Source organism: Paenibacillus sp. sgz302114 (genome assembly GCF_056120345.1).
On the sequence record NZ_JBVYOI010000020.1, the window covers coordinates 23,459 to 37,892 of the forward strand.

The following is a 14,434-nucleotide window of genomic DNA, read 5'->3' on the forward strand; positions in this document are numbered from 1 at the left end:
CGTTTTCATCCGATTTCGTGTAGAATAGTAGATATTCTGTCTCAAAATTGTGCGGAAGGCGAGGAAATGAGAATGGGAGTTAAGCATGCAAGGGAGTACGTCGATATTCTGGGCGAGCTGAAGGAGGCGTTGAACTCGATAGGGGATGGGTATATCTTCTTCGAGATGGAGACCGAGGATTGGGAGCAGCTTGAAGAGCCGCAGCGGCTCGAATTAATGGAAGCACTCGCGGACGATGTGTTCTATGCCCTTGGCGAGGATCCAGTCATTCATGTCGGCGGGGGAATTGTCACGTACCGTCCGAAGCATCATATTATTGAAGTTTCGGTGGATGAGAAGGAAAGCAGAATCATTCGGCTCATCTAATATGACTTGGTAGAGGCGGGGGTTTCCTTGGCGAAAATGGAAAAAATGGCGCTGGACGCTGTGGATGCTGCAATCGCAGCGCTTGCCGGCTGGTCGCGCCAGGATGAGAAATGGATGCAAGGAAGCTACCGGTTCAGCACGTTTCCGGCTGCGATTGCGTTCGTAGATCGCGTGGCGGAGATTGCGGAAGCGATGAATCACCATCCTTTCATCGCTATTGATTACAAGAAAGTGACGCTGCGCCTAACCACTTGGCATTCGGGCGGCTTGACGGAGCTCGACGTGGAGTCGGCCCGGCGCTATAACGAAACGTATGAGACGTCGATTCCCGAACGCGGGTAATCGGCGTTTCTTTTTATTTGTGGGGGAGGGAAAAGAAAGGCATTAAAAGAGCCCGCCGAGCGCTCAATGGAGCGCGCAGCGGGCTTGAACATAGCGTGTGAAGTGTGCAGCCTGAACGGACCGTCAGTCCTCTGTTGCCACCTTGGCGAAGAACGATAGGCTGTATAGTGCCGCCAAGCCCACAATAATGTAGACGACCTTGGCGCCGACGGAATCCTGACCGTCGAAAATCTCCGATACGACATCGTACTCAAACAGACCAATGACAAGCCAGTTCAACCCGCCGAGAATGAGGATCAGTAAGCTCACAATATTGAGCGCCTTCATGAAGACCCGCCTCCTTTGAGTAATAGTGACTCGTGACACTACTACGGATATGCGGGAGAGAATGCTTTTAGCACGATAAAAATGTAAGCGCTTTGTAAAGGGACCATTCGCGGGCGATAGGTGAGCGCTAGTCCATCGCTTGTGGCGTATAGCACATACAGTGAACATCAACCATGCCGGCTGCGGTAGTCTTGGCATAGGTGTCGGTGATCACGAAGCCCACACGCTCATAGGTGCGGATTGCACGCTCGTTCCAGACGTGGACCTCCAGATCGATCTCGTCGGCGGGCGCCTGCCGTTCTGCCTCAGCTACGATCGCCCGAACGAGCGCAAGCCCGAGCCCCCGCCCGCACAGATCCGGACGCAAGCCGAGCCCAAGCCGTGTCACGCCGAGCAAAGGGAAGAATTGCGCGAAGCCGATCATCTCGCCTGCTTCATTCGTCACCGCGCGATACTGCTGATCTCGCACGATTGGATCGCCAAACTCCATGCCAAGCTGCTGCATGACTTTCCAGGAGGACCAGTTATAGAAATCAAAGGGCGGTTCATAGCGCCAGCTTGCCAGCTGCTCGGCGAGGCAGTCCGTTAGCGGGATGACAGCGAGCTTGTTGGTCGGGGCTTTAATTGGTGCGGTCACGAGTGAGGTCTCCTTTGTGCGCAAACGTGTAGATTCTAGATGTCTATAATATCGGCAATGCTAGCTGTCGCTATGAATAAGGTCAAGAAATGACCCCGTGCTTGTGAAAATGTGGTCAGGCTCGATCTCAAAGGTTGCGCTCTGGTAAGTAGAAAGCCACTGGACACCGTAAGTGCGCATGCCAGCGGACTTGCCTGCTCGAATATCGGCGTTGCTGTCGCCAAGGAAGACGGCTTCATCCAAGCGTGAGCCAAGCATTTGCAGCGCTTTATGGATGCCTTCGGGATGCGGCTTCGGCTGCTCCACGTCGTCCCCGGTGATTACAACATCGAAGAAAGAAGAGAGCTGCAGCGCTTCGGATGAGATGAGGAAGGCTTTCTTGCTTTTGCCTGTAATAACGCCGATCTTCATGCCTTGCTCTCGGAGCGTGGCAAGCATCTGTGTGATGTCGGATGGAAGCGGGCCTTCGTCATTGAAGTGGCCGTTTCTATAAATTTCGTAATAGAGTGCGGTCGCTTCCTGCACCGCGGCTTGGTTGTTCAAATTGCGGGCAATAATGCCGTCTTCCGTCGGTCCGAACATGGCGACAATCTCTTCCTCGGATACGTTACGGTTGTCGTATTGCTGGAACACGGCCTTGAATGCTTCGAACGACAAGGGCAGCGTATCGGCAAGCGTGCCGTCGAAGTCGAATAACACGGTACGGGTAGGCAAATCTTCCACACTCCTTACTGGCGAGAGAATACTAGTAGTATACTATAGGAATAATCTGGATTATAGCGGAGGATGATCATGTGCTGCATGTGGAGAGCCGAGCAAGCTTGCCAATCGAGGGGAAAATGGAGCAGCTTCGCGGCTGTCTGGAGCAAATGTTTGGCGAGAATCGTGTGGAGCTTATATCCGTGATGTGTGAGGACTTGGTCAGTGGATCACTGAACTTTACGACGGCGGGCATTTACCGTGTGCACGGATTCGCTCATGTTCGTGGCGAGGAGCGGTCCTGGTCGCTCGTGGTGAAGGTATCAAAGCCGGATAGCGACGATGAGAAGGGCGATGAACAGCATCATAACTATTGGCGGCGAGAGGCGCTGCTCCTCGAATCCGGGCTGCTGAATGAGCTACCCCAGATGATTCATGCGCCGAAGAGCTACCTGGTTGAGGAACAGCCGGACGGCACGATATGGCTGTGGATGGAGCATGTTAGGCAAGGGAAATATTCGCAAACGCAGAATCAGCTGGATTTTATCGCGTATCAGCTTGGCCGGTTTAACGGGGAGTATCTTACGGGCCGCCGGGAGCTTCCGAATGAACCTTGGATCTGTCGAAGGTGGCTGAAGTCGTGGACGGTCGGGAGCCGGAAGTACGTACCCGACCCGCATCCTTACGTTAATCAGCTGCATAAGCAGAATGAGCGCAGCATGTGGGCGTGGTTCCGGAGGTTGGAGCGGGATGAGGAACAATTATTGGCTGCGCTCGACCGCCTGCCCCGTGTGCTGGCCCATCAGGATCTGAGCCATAAGAACATCCTGCTCGTTCGGGATGAGCATGGTGCAGGCGCTGAACAAGTTGTGCTTATTGACTGGCAGTTTATGAGTATCTCCGGCGTAGGCGAGGACCTTGCGAAGCTGTTCGGGGTACATATGAGTACGGGTGTCATTCCACCTGAGAGGTATCGTGATTATCGAGCGTCGCTTTTTGACTCCTACGTTGATGGATTGCGGGCGGCTGGTTGGGAAGGTGATGTGGCATTTGCAAGATATGGCTTCTGTGCTGCAACTGCGCTTCGGAGCGTCTGGGAAGTGCCGAGATACTTGGCGTGGGCGGCTCAGCTAGAAGAAAATCCGCAGGATGAGCAGTTGGGAAAACGAATGGAGCGGCTTGAGCAGATTATTTCCATTCATATGGAAATGGACTCGGAAGCTAGAACATTGCTTAATATTTAAAAAGCTGCGAAAACGCTTCATAATGGCAGGGAAGTCCCTTTTTAGAGAAGATCTCTGTCTTTTTTTACATATGAATCGATTTCCATTTTGCTTCCTGCAGTAGGTACAATAGAAGAAAGAAGAATGAGAAAAGGGAGTCCTGAACCTTGAACTTTCTGAAGCCGTACTTTCGCCAATTTGGTAAACCGTTCGCAGCAGCTATTCTGTTTCTCATGCTTGAAGCGTTCTGTGATTTGCTTCAGCCGACGCTCATGTCGCGCATTGTGGATGTCGGGGTCGCGAATAAGGAGCTGGACTACGTGTTCCGGTTTGGCGGCTATATGCTGCTCATTACCGCTATTGGGGCTACTGGCGCGACGCTGCGGAACATTATCTCCAGCCACGTCTCCCTGAACTTTGGTACCCGGCTCCGCTCGGACTTGTTCCGGCAAATTCAGACGATGTCGGCAGGCAGTATTGACAAGTTCGACCGTGCTTCGCTCGTGACTCGATTGACGAACGACGTGACCCAGATTCAGAACTTTACGAACGGACTAATGCGCATCTTCGTAAAGGCGCCGCTTATCTGTATCGGTAGTCTCATTATGGCGGTTCGCCTTAATCCGCCGCTATCTCTCGTGCTCGCCGTTGTGGTGCCGCTCGTTGCGGTGCTTATTGTGTTCAATATGCGTATCGGGTTTCCGCTCTTTACGCGTGTGCAGCAGGCGCTTGATCGGGTGAACGGCGTATCGCGGGAGTATCTGTCCGGCGTTCGGGTGGTCAAGGCATTCAATCGGTTCGATTACGAGACCGAGAAATTCGGCGATGTGAATGACGCGTACCGCCAGGCATCCACTCGTGCGATGCGCATGCTTTCCATCTTCAGCCCGGGCATTATGCTGACCGTCAACTTTGGTATCGCCGCGGTCATCTGGATCGGCGGCTTGCGGGTCGATGCCGGCCATATGCAGGTCGGCCACATCATCGCGTTCATTAACTACATGACGCAGATTCTGTTCTCGCTGCTTATGATCTCCAACGTCTTCACCATGTTCGTCCGGGCAAAAGCTTCGGCGGAGCGCATTGGCGAGGTATTCGCGGAGAAGGATGCGATGTCGTGGAAGGAGGATGTGGCGCTCGGCGAGCGAACAGCAGCAGCGGCTGGTTCTGATACTCGTACTGGAGCTGGAGCTGGGAGTGTCGAGTTTAAGCAGGTTTCTTTTGCCTATGCCCAGTCAGAGACGGTGATTCGCGATATTACGCTGAGCTGTAAGCCTGGCGAGACGGTTGGCATTATCGGTTCAACGGGCTCGGGCAAAAGCACGCTCGTCCATCTCATTCCGCGCTTCTACGACGTCACGAGCGGGACGATTGAAGTGGACGGTGAAGATATTCGTCATATTGAGCCGAGGCTGCTGCGTGAGCGGATCGCTATTGTGCCGCAGAAGACGGTGCTGTTCACCGGCTCGATCCGTGACAATCTGCTGTGGGGCAAGGAAGGCGCGAGCGATGCGGAGATGGAGCGGGCGGCGCGCATGGCGCAGGCGCATGAATTCATTATGGATACGCCCGAAGGCTATAACGCGCTGCTTGGACAAGGCGGCGTGAATCTGTCGGGCGGTCAGAAGCAGCGGCTGTCCATTGCGCGAGCGCTCGTCCGCCAGCCTTCGATCTTGATTCTGGACGATTGCACGAGTGCCGTTGATACATCGACGGAGTCGAACATTAAGGAAGCGCTGCGGGAATATGCGCAGGGACTGACCTGTATATTGATCGCGCAGCGGATGTCCTCGGTCATGGATGCGGATCGCATCATCGTGCTGGACGGCGGGGAGATCGTCGGCTCGGGCACGCATGATGAGCTCATGCGAGGCTGCACGGCGTATCAGGAAATTTATCGGTCGCAGACCGGCAAGGAGGCGCATGCGAATGTCTGAGTCTGAGCAAAAGAAACGCGGAGAGCAGACCGCAGCTAACGCATCTGCGCCGCCAGTGGTGAACGTGCAAGGCAGAGGCGGATTCATGCAACGCGGTCAAGTCGTGAAGCCGAAGAACATGGGGGCGACTGTGCGGCGTCTGTGGTCGTATCTTGGCAAGGAGCGCGGACTGCTATCGGTCATATTCGTTATCGTGTTGGTAGACTCGCTTATTACACTGTCGGGCCCGTATTTGATCGGGCGGGCGGTTGATGCGATGGCCACGACCGGTGCGGCCGGCGGCAGTGCCGTTGATTTTGGCTTGCTGGAGTTTGTGCTCATTGCGCTTGTTGTGTCCTATATTGCCGACGGCGGACTGACGCTCTTGCAGGGCTGGTTAATGGCGGGCGTATCGCAGCGCATCGTCGGGCGGCTGCGGGAGTCGCTGTTCGCGAAGCTGCATAAGCTGCCAATCCGATTCTTCGATACGCGGACGCATGGCGAGCTGATGAGCCGAATGTCCAACGATATCGACAACGTCAGCAATACGATTGCTCAGTCGGCCGTGCAGATCATGACAGGCTCGGTCGCTATTACGGGCGCGCTTATCATGATGCTCATCCTCAGTCCGCTGCTCACGCTGGCCAGCTTAATTACGGTGCCGGCTGTGTTCCTGCTAACGCGGACGATCGCACGGGCGACGGGACCTCTGTTCAAAGCGCAGCAGAACAAGCTTGGCATCCTTAACGGTCATATCGAGGAGACGATCTCGGGTATCCAGATCGTGAAGGCGTTCAACCGCGAGGAGAAGGCGATCTCCGAGTTCGAAGAGGTCAATAACGAGCTGCGCACAATTGGAATCAAGGCGCAGATTCGCTCTGGATTCTTGATGCCGATTATGAACGTCATCAATAACGTGGGCTTTGCGGCGGTCGCCATTGTGGGCGGCATCCTGGCGGTGAACGGGCATATTACGGTCGGGGTCATAGCCAGCTTCCTGAGCTATTCGCGCCAATTCGTCCGTCCGCTTATTGAGCTGGCGAACCTCTTCAACACGCTGCAGTCCGGCGTGGCAGGCGCGGAGCGGGTGTTCGAGGTGCTCGATGAAGAGGAAGAGCCGGCCGATCCGCAAGGAGCTGTGCGGCTGGCGAATCCGCGCGGGCACGTCGTCTTCGACAACGTGTCGTTCGGCTACCGCGCCGATATGCCGATCCTGCGCGGCGTGAGCTTCGACTCCGCCGAAGGCACGAGCACAGCGCTTATCGGGCCGACCGGAGCGGGCAAGACGACCATCGTGAACCTGCTCACGCGGTTCTACGATGTGACGGGCGGTTCGATCCGCATCGATGGGCGCGATATTCGCGACTATACGAAAGACAGCCTGCGGCAGGCGTTCGGCATCGTGCTGCAGGATACGTATCTGTTCTCCGGCACCATTCGGGAGAACATCAAGTACGGCAAGCCGGACGCGACCGACGCCGAGATGGAGCACTCGGCTAGGCTTGCGAATGCCGCACCGTTCATTCGCAAGCTGCCGCTTCGGTACGATACCGTGCTCGCGGAGAATGGATCCAATCTTAGCCAAGGGCAACGGCAGCTGCTCGCCATTGCGAGGGTCATCTTGGCCGACCCGTCGATTCTGATCCTCGATGAGGCAACGAGTAGCATTGATACGCGGACGGAGCTGCACATTCAAGACGCGCTGCGCGGCGTGCTGCATGGGCGGACCAGCTTCCTCATCGCGCACCGCTTGAATACGATTCGCGATGCCGACACTATTATGGTCATTGACCACGGCAATATTGTGGAGCGGGGCTCCCATGAAGAGCTGCTGGACCGGCAAGGCGTGTATCATCGCATGTTTACGAACCAGTTCGGGGCTATTTTGGGCGAGGGGTAATGGCTGGGCTAACGGTTGTGAGCGGCCTTATCTGGCGAGAAAGGGCGCTAGTTTTCCGCTAATGGTTGCCAGCGCCGTTATTTGGCTGAGAACGGGCCATTAAGTGATTAATTCGAAGGAATAGCCTCCATAACAACCGTTAGCGCCAAAATGAGCTGGAAAATAGGGATATAAGCGCTGTAGCAACCGTTACAATTTTGCCCCAAACACAAAGAAGGAAGGAGCTATAGCTCCTTCCCGATCCTTTGGGACCGCCTTGTTGGGCGGTCTCTTCTGCGTGTGTATAGACTGCAGTTAAGCTTGCTGAGTTGCCAGGTAATCCTCGAGCTGCTTGAACGTGCCGCCGAATCCCTGCTGCATGGACTCGTGCATCGCTTTGAAGAACGCATGCTGGGCTTCGCCCGCGTTGTGCGGCCCGCCTTGGAGCGTAATGGCCGTCTTGCCATCTTGCTCGGTCAACGTCAGCGTGTTCATTACTTCCGTTGGGAATTCGTCCGAGAATGGAGGCTGGATCGTATTGCCCTCTGCGTCGGCAAAGGAGTTTGTGAATACGAGCTTCTCCGGTGCTGCGATCTCATAATAAACGAATTTGCCATACATCTTGTTGCCGTCAGGAGCTGTCATGCCAAAGTGGAAAATACCTCCCGGTTTCACATCCAGCTTAATGACTTCCAGCTCAAGGCCAGCTGGTCCCCACCAGTGCTTCAAATGCTCGGCTTCCGTCCATACCTTGAACACCAGCTCGCGCGGTGCGTCGAACGTACGTGTAATGAGTAGTCCACTCTCGTTGGTTGCTTGATTATTCGTCGTCATTCGTTATCTATGCCTCCATTTGGCGTGTTTTCTTTCTTATTCTTAAATTGCAGGATGAATAGCTTGTTTCTTATTTCTGTGCCGCCAAGTAAACTTCAAGCTGATCGAATATGCTTCCGAAGCCTTGCTGCATCGAATCAAACAAGGACTGATAGAAGGCCCGCTGAGCTGTGTTCGCCTGATGAGCGGCGCTCTGAAGCGTAAGAATAGTCTGGCCGTTGCTCTCCGCGAACGTCAGCGTGCATGAATGGTACGTGTAATGACAAGCAGCTCTTGGTTCGTTGTTTCATGATTCGCCATTGCTATTCCTCCTGAAAGTGAAGTCCTGACTTGAATATACCCTAATAGGAATATTCCTGTCAAGGAATACAAGGGGGCGATTTCTGGCCGGTTTATCGGTTTAATGCGGCAGCGGCCAACCGAAGGTGCATTGCTATTCAAGCAGAATCAATGTCGCGAGCGTCTTCAGCAGCGGCTTTTGCTCGCACTGGTCATGAACGGATATGTAGACGATCTCTCGAAGGCGGTTTCTTTTCTCTGGATGATCTGAAGCTTCGGCATCACGCTCGTTGCGGTGTTCGCGCTGCTGCTGGTGCCTGTCCTGTTCCTGACCTATTATGTGCGGAATGGGTTGTCCGTACCCGGCGGCAAGGCTGAAGGGGCTGAGCTTAAGAACTCGGTACAGGGCGCAGCTTGAAGTTGGCTGGAGCTTGTATTTTTGTGTGGGTGAGTGATCCGCATGAGAGGCGAAGAGGGGCTCCGTTGTTGTATAATCTAGTTATTCGATTTTTGAGGATCTAGAGGAGGCGGTAAAGCTCTATGAAAAATATCGTATCGTTAAAATGGTTGCTCGCTCGCATGTATGAATCGGATATCGTTATCGTCGATTGCCGTTTCCAGCTTGGGAAGCCGGAGTCGGGTCGTGAGGCGTATACGGAATCGCATATTCCAGGCGCTGTATACTTGGATCTGGAGAAGGACTTGTCCGCTCCGATCGAGGAGCATGGCGGACGCCATCCGCTGCCGGACATTGCGGAGCTGACCGTCACGCTGAGCCGTGCGGGTATTGGCAACGCATCGCGCGTCATTGCGTATGACGACCAAGGCGGGGCAATGGCTTCGCGTCTGTGGTGGCTGCTCAAGTACATGGGCCATGAAGAGGTTTATGTTCTTGATGAAGGTTTTACAGCTTGGAAGAATGCGGAGTTCCCTGTAACAGCGGATCAGAAAGTGCTTATCCCTGCGCAGTTCTTGGCGACGGTACAGCATAACCTACTGGTAGAAGCCGACGAGGTGCGGGAGAAGCTGGGGGATGCAGCAGTGACCCTGATCGACTCGCGCGAAGGTGCACGCTACCGCGGCGAGGTCGAGCCAATCGACCGCGTAGCCGGTCATATCCCAGGCGCGATCAACCGCTTCTGGGCGGAAGGCCGCGACGCGGACGGAAAGTATAAGAGTGCAGAGGGACAAGCTGCTCGCTTCGAAGGGCTGCCGCAAGACGGCGAGTTCATTGTCTACTGCGGCTCCGGTGTAACTGCGTGCCCGAACGTGCTGGCGCTGCAGGAAGCGGGCTTCGCGAATGTGAGGCTGTATGCGGGAAGCTGGAGTGACTGGATTACTTACGCATCTAACCCAATCGCTACCGGAGACGAAGAGAAGATTAAGGGAGAATAACAGTACATCGATTTTAAATACAGAGTATGGTTAGCTAAATGCCATGGCTCTGTATTTTTTATGGCTTGAAGTTTGTGATCCGAAAAGGAAGCTATTTTATTATTTCAATTGTTAGTAACTTTCTAATATATGGAAATCTTCACTGGGCAGGAGGCGGTGTATCGAGGAAATCAATGTATAGCGCATGGTGGATTTATTTACAGTAACGAAGTGCCAATACCTGTAGAATTTACGGTTTACACAAATAGTACAACGAGATAAATTGTTGGTGCCGGTATTGAATATTACAGGCTTTTACCTGAACGCCTTGGACATTTTTTCAAATAAACCACACTCCTCCTAAAATAAAGAAGCCCACGGACCTGACACAGCCGTGGGCTTCCTCTTGAAAAATAAAGCCGCGAGTTCTTGGCGGCTACGCTAGGTTAACCCAGATCGATGGCAACTTGGCCGTCAACCGGATTCTGCAATGCTTCCAGAACCGCCTGTGCACGATAGCCATCAATAAAGTCAAATATCGTACCCTGCTCGCCTCTTAACCTGCGAATAATGTGACCGATAACCGGCAGCAGGTTGTCTGCATCGTCCACGGAAACGGTCTGCAACGCGCCGCCGGCTTCGCCCATGAACAAGTTGCTCCAATTCTCCAACGAAAGGATGCCTTGGTCGCCGTGAATAACCATCGAGATACGCTCCTTGTCAGCGTTTGTCGTACCGGATAAATGGATATTCACGCCGTTATGAAGCGTCAAGGTTGCCTCGGCCCCGGTTTCACTGGCACCGGAATCCTCCGGATAGCTGACGTTGCTCCGAACATGCGTAATTGGACCGAATATCGTTTGGATCAAGTGAATCCAATGAATGCCCACTTCCAGAAGAAACCCGCCTTCACGCCTCGATGCAATCCATGGGTTGTTTTGCCATGCCCTTGGCCATTGCGTGAATTGCAGAATCAGATCGATTGACGTCACCCTGCCAATCTCGCCTTCAGCCAACAGTCTTTGCAGCTTTACGGAAGATGGGGATAGCGGATTTAAGAAATGGACCGCATGCAGCACCCCAGTTTGAACCGCCGCATGCATCATATGCTTCGCTTCTTCCAAACTGCTGGCCAGCGGCTTCTCGCAGAACACATGAATACGCTTGCTAAACGCGGTGAGGACAACCTCGTAGTGCTTGGAAGGCGGCACGGCGATATAAAGCAGGTCTATCTTCTCCTCTTCCAGCAGTTTCTTGTAGTCGTTGTACGTCCGAACGTTAGGATTAGCCTCGGCAAATAAACGAAGCGTTTCTGCGTTTGATTCACAGACTGCAATGAGCTCTATATCATCCGGATACTTGTAAAAATGATCATAAATCATACTTTGCCCCATAATGCCAAGTCCAATTGCAGCTGTCCTTATCTTGGTCACGCTTCCACTCCCATTCGCTTGTTATTTCTCTCTATTATGTTTCAAAATCCGATATAAAGGAAGCGCATAACTAATGGCCTCCCCCTCCGGAAGGCATTATAATTGCTAACGCTATTCTTGCCACTCTTTACAATTTCTTATAATAAATATAAAATTTATGTGTATTTGCGAGGAGTTGATTGTATTTGTTTGCAAATGAACGTCGTGCAAAGATCATTGATATGCTAGAGAAGCAATCGTCGGTTGCAGTGGCGGACCTGATGATGCGGTTCCAAGTGTCCATCGAAACGGTTCGGAGGGATTTGGAATTTCTTGAGAAGCAGCAAGCGTTGAAGCGTGTACACGGCGGGGCTGTGTCGATCTTGAAGATGAAGAAGCTGGACAAGCTCGAAAGTCGTTTGTCGGAGAATAACTCCCTGAAACAGAACCTTTCAAAAATCGCGGTTCGTTTTGTCAGAGAGAATGATACGATTGCGATCGACTCGGGCAGCACCGCGTTGGAACTGGCACCCTTGCTTAAGGAGAATTTCCGTCATCTTACCGTCGTGACCAATTCCCCGGAAGTATTTGAGATCGTGTCCGAGGCCAAGGATTTTAAGGTCATTCAAATAGGCGGCCAATTTTTGCGCGAGGAGCAGGCATTTTACGGTCATCTGGCGCTGGATGCGGTTCAGCGTCTGCATTTTTCCAAAGCGTTTGTGTTTCCCAATACGATTTCTTTGCGTCAAGGAGCAGGCGTATTCGTTCATGAGTTATTCGATATTCAGCGTGCTTTTATTCAGAATACGGACGAAGTGTTTCTCCTTGCAGACAGTTCAAAGTTTGAAACAACCGCCAGCATCAAGCTATGCGATTTATTGCCATCGTATCGAATCATCACGGACTCCAATCTGCCAGACGATCTGCGGCAGCTTTACAGGAGAAGAGGAGTTCAGATTTATAATTCTGAGGAGGGGTTAAATTGAGTGAAAAAGTATTGCTAATCTCGATAGACGGGATGCGTGCCGACAGTCTGGAGAAGGCGAAGCATCCATTTATTGCAAGAATGATGAACGATGGAAGCTATACATTACAAGCGCAGACGGTCATGCCCAGTGTAACGCTGCCCTGCCACATGTCCATGTTTCATAGTGTTCCGCCGGAGCGTCACGGCATTACGACGAATATCTATACTCCCCAGGTGAGACCGATCGACGGGCTTTGCGAACATCTCCGAGCCCACGGTAAAATATGCGGCTTCTTTCATAATTGGTCGGAGCTTCGCGATTTGACGCGCCCAGGCTCCCTGGCTTTCAGCTGCTATAGCTCTGGTGATATCGACTATGAGAAGTCGAATCAATTTCTGACCGATTCCGCGATGGACTATATGAATAAGGAAAAGCCGGATTTCACGTTCTTATACCTTGGTAATGTGGATGAAGTTGGTCATAAATACGGCTGGATGTCCGATGAATATATTGCGTCCGTTTATGAATCATGGGCATGTGTAGAGCGGATTGCGGGCGCCATCCCAGAAGACTATACCGTTATCGTCACGTCCGATCATGGCGGACATGGGCGTGGACATGGGACAGATAAGCCGGAGGATATGACCATTCCCATCCTGATTCAAGGGAGGACCACAGTCCCAGGACAAGAGATCGGTCCTGCGAGCATTCTTGATATTGCGCCTACTGTTGCATCTCTGCTTGGGTTGCAAAGCAATAAGGACTGGGAGGGTACATGCCTGCTCTAAAAAGATCGGCCAAACTAACAAAAAAACAAGTTTATATACTCAGCCTTTTGTGCTGCTTGGTATACGGCACGAGTTATCTTACGCGATATAATTTTATGGCAGCCGTCTCTGCCATCGCAGACTCCTTAGAGGTGTCGAATCAGCTTGCCGGTTTGGCCGTGATCGGCAGCTTTATTGCCTATGGGATCGGTCAGCCAATATTCGGCGTGCTAGGGGACCGCTTTCATCCGCGCATTCTTATTTTTAGCGGGCTGTTATCAACGGCCATTTGCAATGCTCTCATTTCTCTTATGAACGATATGGCAGCTTTGATCGTCATTTGGTTTCTTAATGGTATTTTTCAATCGATGCTTTGGCCACCGCTTGTCCGAATCATGTCGCAGAATCTTACCAGGGAACAATATAGAAAGGTGAGTGTTGGGGTTACAACGGCTTCCTCCATTGGCACCATTGCCGTTTATTTGCTGGTGCCTTTAAGTATTATGGTGTCCAGTTGGCGCTTATCTTTTGCGCTTCCCGCGCTTATAGGGATGTTGGTGGCTTTTATCTGGCTCTTCGGGACCCGAGAATTTGGAGATAGGGCTAAAATCGAAGAGCAGGAAACCTCCTCTCAGCAGGGAAAATCTAGGGGAACCAACATGCCTGCCGGCAATAACGGGCTTAGAGCGCTTATCGCCGCTTCGGGGATAGGTCCTATCATGTTAGTGGTTGTGTTTCAAGGGGCATTGCGTGACGGGATTACGACATGGATGCCGTCCTATATCCAGGACGTTTATCACATCAAAACCTCGATATCGATTTTGACCGCCATTATTTTACCTGTTTTTTCCATACTGAGTGTGTCCATCGCAGCGCACGTTCAACGTTACGTTGCTAACGAGATAAAGACTACCGTGTATTTGTGGATGATTGTCGTAGCTGCCGCTTTGGCGCTCGGGATGGTATTCGCTTCGAATGCCATTGGTTCCGTGTTGTTGATGGCGATTCTGATAGGATGCGTTCACGGCATCAATCTGATGCTGATCAGTCTCGTGCCTACGCATTTTTCAAATTATGGGAAAGTGTCGACAGTTTCAGGATTAGTGAATGCATTCGCTTATTTGGGAAGCGCGGTATCCATTTACGGAATTGCGGCGTTAACTGAATGGTCTAGCTGGGGATTTACCATTCTCGTCTTGGGATTCATTTCCATAATAGGTCTGGTTGTCAGTATGTTGTGCGTGAGGAAGTGGGGAGCATTTGCGCGATTATCAGAAGCTGCGCATACGAGAATCTGACTTTAAAGACAAGACGCATTGCTCTGTCGCTGGCGTGTAGCAGAAGAGTGAGAGTTAAAGCAGGTGTAAGTCGAAGGAGATCAATGTTAGGTTTGAAGACAGCAGCTGATCAT

The 14,434-nt window shown here is 52.4% G+C and carries 14 protein-coding genes; 9 read left to right on the forward strand and 5 right to left on the reverse strand.

Going from position 1 to position 14,434, the window contains the following annotated elements; translation table 11 throughout:
- Positions 1-66 precede the first annotated feature (66 nt).
- Positions 67-366, forward strand: coding sequence for a hypothetical protein (locus AC0LWF_RS26390; RefSeq protein ID WP_474654469.1), 300 nt, complete (start codon positions 67-69; stop codon positions 364-366).
- A 36-nt stretch (positions 367-402) separates the two neighbouring features.
- Positions 403-708 (forward strand): 4a-hydroxytetrahydrobiopterin dehydratase, encoded by a 306-nt coding sequence (locus AC0LWF_RS26395; protein ID WP_474654508.1) that lies wholly within the window; start codon positions 403-405, stop codon positions 706-708.
- 123 nt (positions 709-831) lie between these two features.
- Here AC0LWF_RS26395 and AC0LWF_RS26400 read toward each other — a convergent pair whose 3' ends face one another.
- From AC0LWF_RS26400 to AC0LWF_RS26410, 3 genes are all read right to left on the reverse strand, one after another.
- Positions 832-1,035: a DUF378 domain-containing protein gene (locus AC0LWF_RS26400; protein WP_474654470.1), complete on the reverse strand. Its 204-nt coding sequence runs from the start codon at positions 1,033-1,035 to the stop codon at positions 832-834.
- A gap of 127 nt (positions 1,036-1,162) precedes the next feature.
- The gene (locus AC0LWF_RS26405; RefSeq protein ID WP_474654471.1) at positions 1,163-1,672 is read right to left on the reverse strand and encodes a GNAT family N-acetyltransferase; all 510 of its coding nucleotides are present in this window, start codon (positions 1,670-1,672) and stop codon (positions 1,163-1,165) included.
- A 60-nt stretch (positions 1,673-1,732) separates the two neighbouring features.
- Positions 1,733-2,386: an HAD family hydrolase gene (locus AC0LWF_RS26410; protein ID WP_474654472.1), complete on the reverse strand. Its 654-nt coding sequence runs from the start codon at positions 2,384-2,386 to the stop codon at positions 1,733-1,735.
- Between the two features lie 80 nt (positions 2,387-2,466).
- On the opposite strand from AC0LWF_RS26410, the gene AC0LWF_RS26415 reads away from it, so the two are divergent.
- From AC0LWF_RS26415 to AC0LWF_RS26425, 3 genes are all read left to right on the forward strand, one after another.
- Positions 2,467-3,615, forward strand: a complete 1,149-nt coding sequence (locus tag AC0LWF_RS26415) for a phosphotransferase (RefSeq protein ID WP_474654473.1) — start codon at positions 2,467-2,469, stop codon at positions 3,613-3,615.
- Positions 3,616-3,761: 146 nt separating this feature from the next.
- Positions 3,762-5,531, forward strand: coding sequence for an ABC transporter ATP-binding protein (locus tag AC0LWF_RS26420; protein WP_474654474.1), 1,770 nt, complete (start codon positions 3,762-3,764; stop codon positions 5,529-5,531).
- On the forward strand, positions 5,524-7,410 hold the full coding sequence (locus AC0LWF_RS26425) for an ABC transporter ATP-binding protein (RefSeq protein WP_474654475.1): 1,887 nt from the start codon (positions 5,524-5,526) through the stop codon (positions 7,408-7,410). The genes AC0LWF_RS26420 and AC0LWF_RS26425 overlap by 8 nt, the downstream gene beginning before the upstream one ends.
- Positions 7,411-7,704: 294 nt before the next feature.
- On the opposite strand, the gene AC0LWF_RS26430 is transcribed toward AC0LWF_RS26425, so the two are convergent.
- Positions 7,705-8,223 (reverse strand): SRPBCC family protein, encoded by a 519-nt coding sequence (locus AC0LWF_RS26430; protein WP_474654476.1) that lies wholly within the window; start codon positions 8,221-8,223, stop codon positions 7,705-7,707.
- Positions 8,224-9,042: 819 nt separating this feature from the next.
- Between AC0LWF_RS26430 and AC0LWF_RS26435 the strand changes: the two genes are divergently transcribed.
- Complete coding sequence (locus AC0LWF_RS26435; RefSeq protein ID WP_474654477.1) at positions 9,043-9,897, forward strand: sulfurtransferase; 855 nt, start codon at positions 9,043-9,045, stop codon at positions 9,895-9,897.
- A 425-nt stretch (positions 9,898-10,322) separates the two neighbouring features.
- On the opposite strand, the gene AC0LWF_RS26440 is transcribed toward AC0LWF_RS26435, so the two are convergent.
- A complete protein-coding gene (locus tag AC0LWF_RS26440; protein WP_474654478.1) occupies positions 10,323-11,309 on the reverse strand; it encodes a Gfo/Idh/MocA family protein in 987 nt (328 codons plus the stop codon).
- Between the two features lie 185 nt (positions 11,310-11,494).
- Between AC0LWF_RS26440 and AC0LWF_RS26445 the strand changes: the two genes are divergently transcribed.
- Genes AC0LWF_RS26445 through AC0LWF_RS26455 form a run of 3 tightly spaced genes read left to right on the forward strand, consistent with a single transcriptional unit; the run spans position 11,495 to position 14,321 of the window.
- On the forward strand, positions 11,495-12,274 hold the full coding sequence (locus AC0LWF_RS26445; RefSeq protein ID WP_474654479.1) for a DeoR/GlpR family DNA-binding transcription regulator: 780 nt from the start codon (positions 11,495-11,497) through the stop codon (positions 12,272-12,274).
- Positions 12,271-13,044: an alkaline phosphatase family protein gene (locus tag AC0LWF_RS26450; RefSeq protein ID WP_474654480.1), complete on the forward strand. Its 774-nt coding sequence runs from the start codon at positions 12,271-12,273 to the stop codon at positions 13,042-13,044. The genes AC0LWF_RS26445 and AC0LWF_RS26450 overlap by 4 nt, the downstream gene beginning before the upstream one ends.
- Positions 13,032-14,321, forward strand: coding sequence for an MFS transporter (locus AC0LWF_RS26455; RefSeq protein WP_474654481.1), 1,290 nt, complete (start codon positions 13,032-13,034; stop codon positions 14,319-14,321). Before AC0LWF_RS26450 ends, AC0LWF_RS26455 begins: the two co-directional genes overlap by 13 nt.
- The last annotated feature ends 113 nt before the right edge of the window (positions 14,322-14,434 follow it).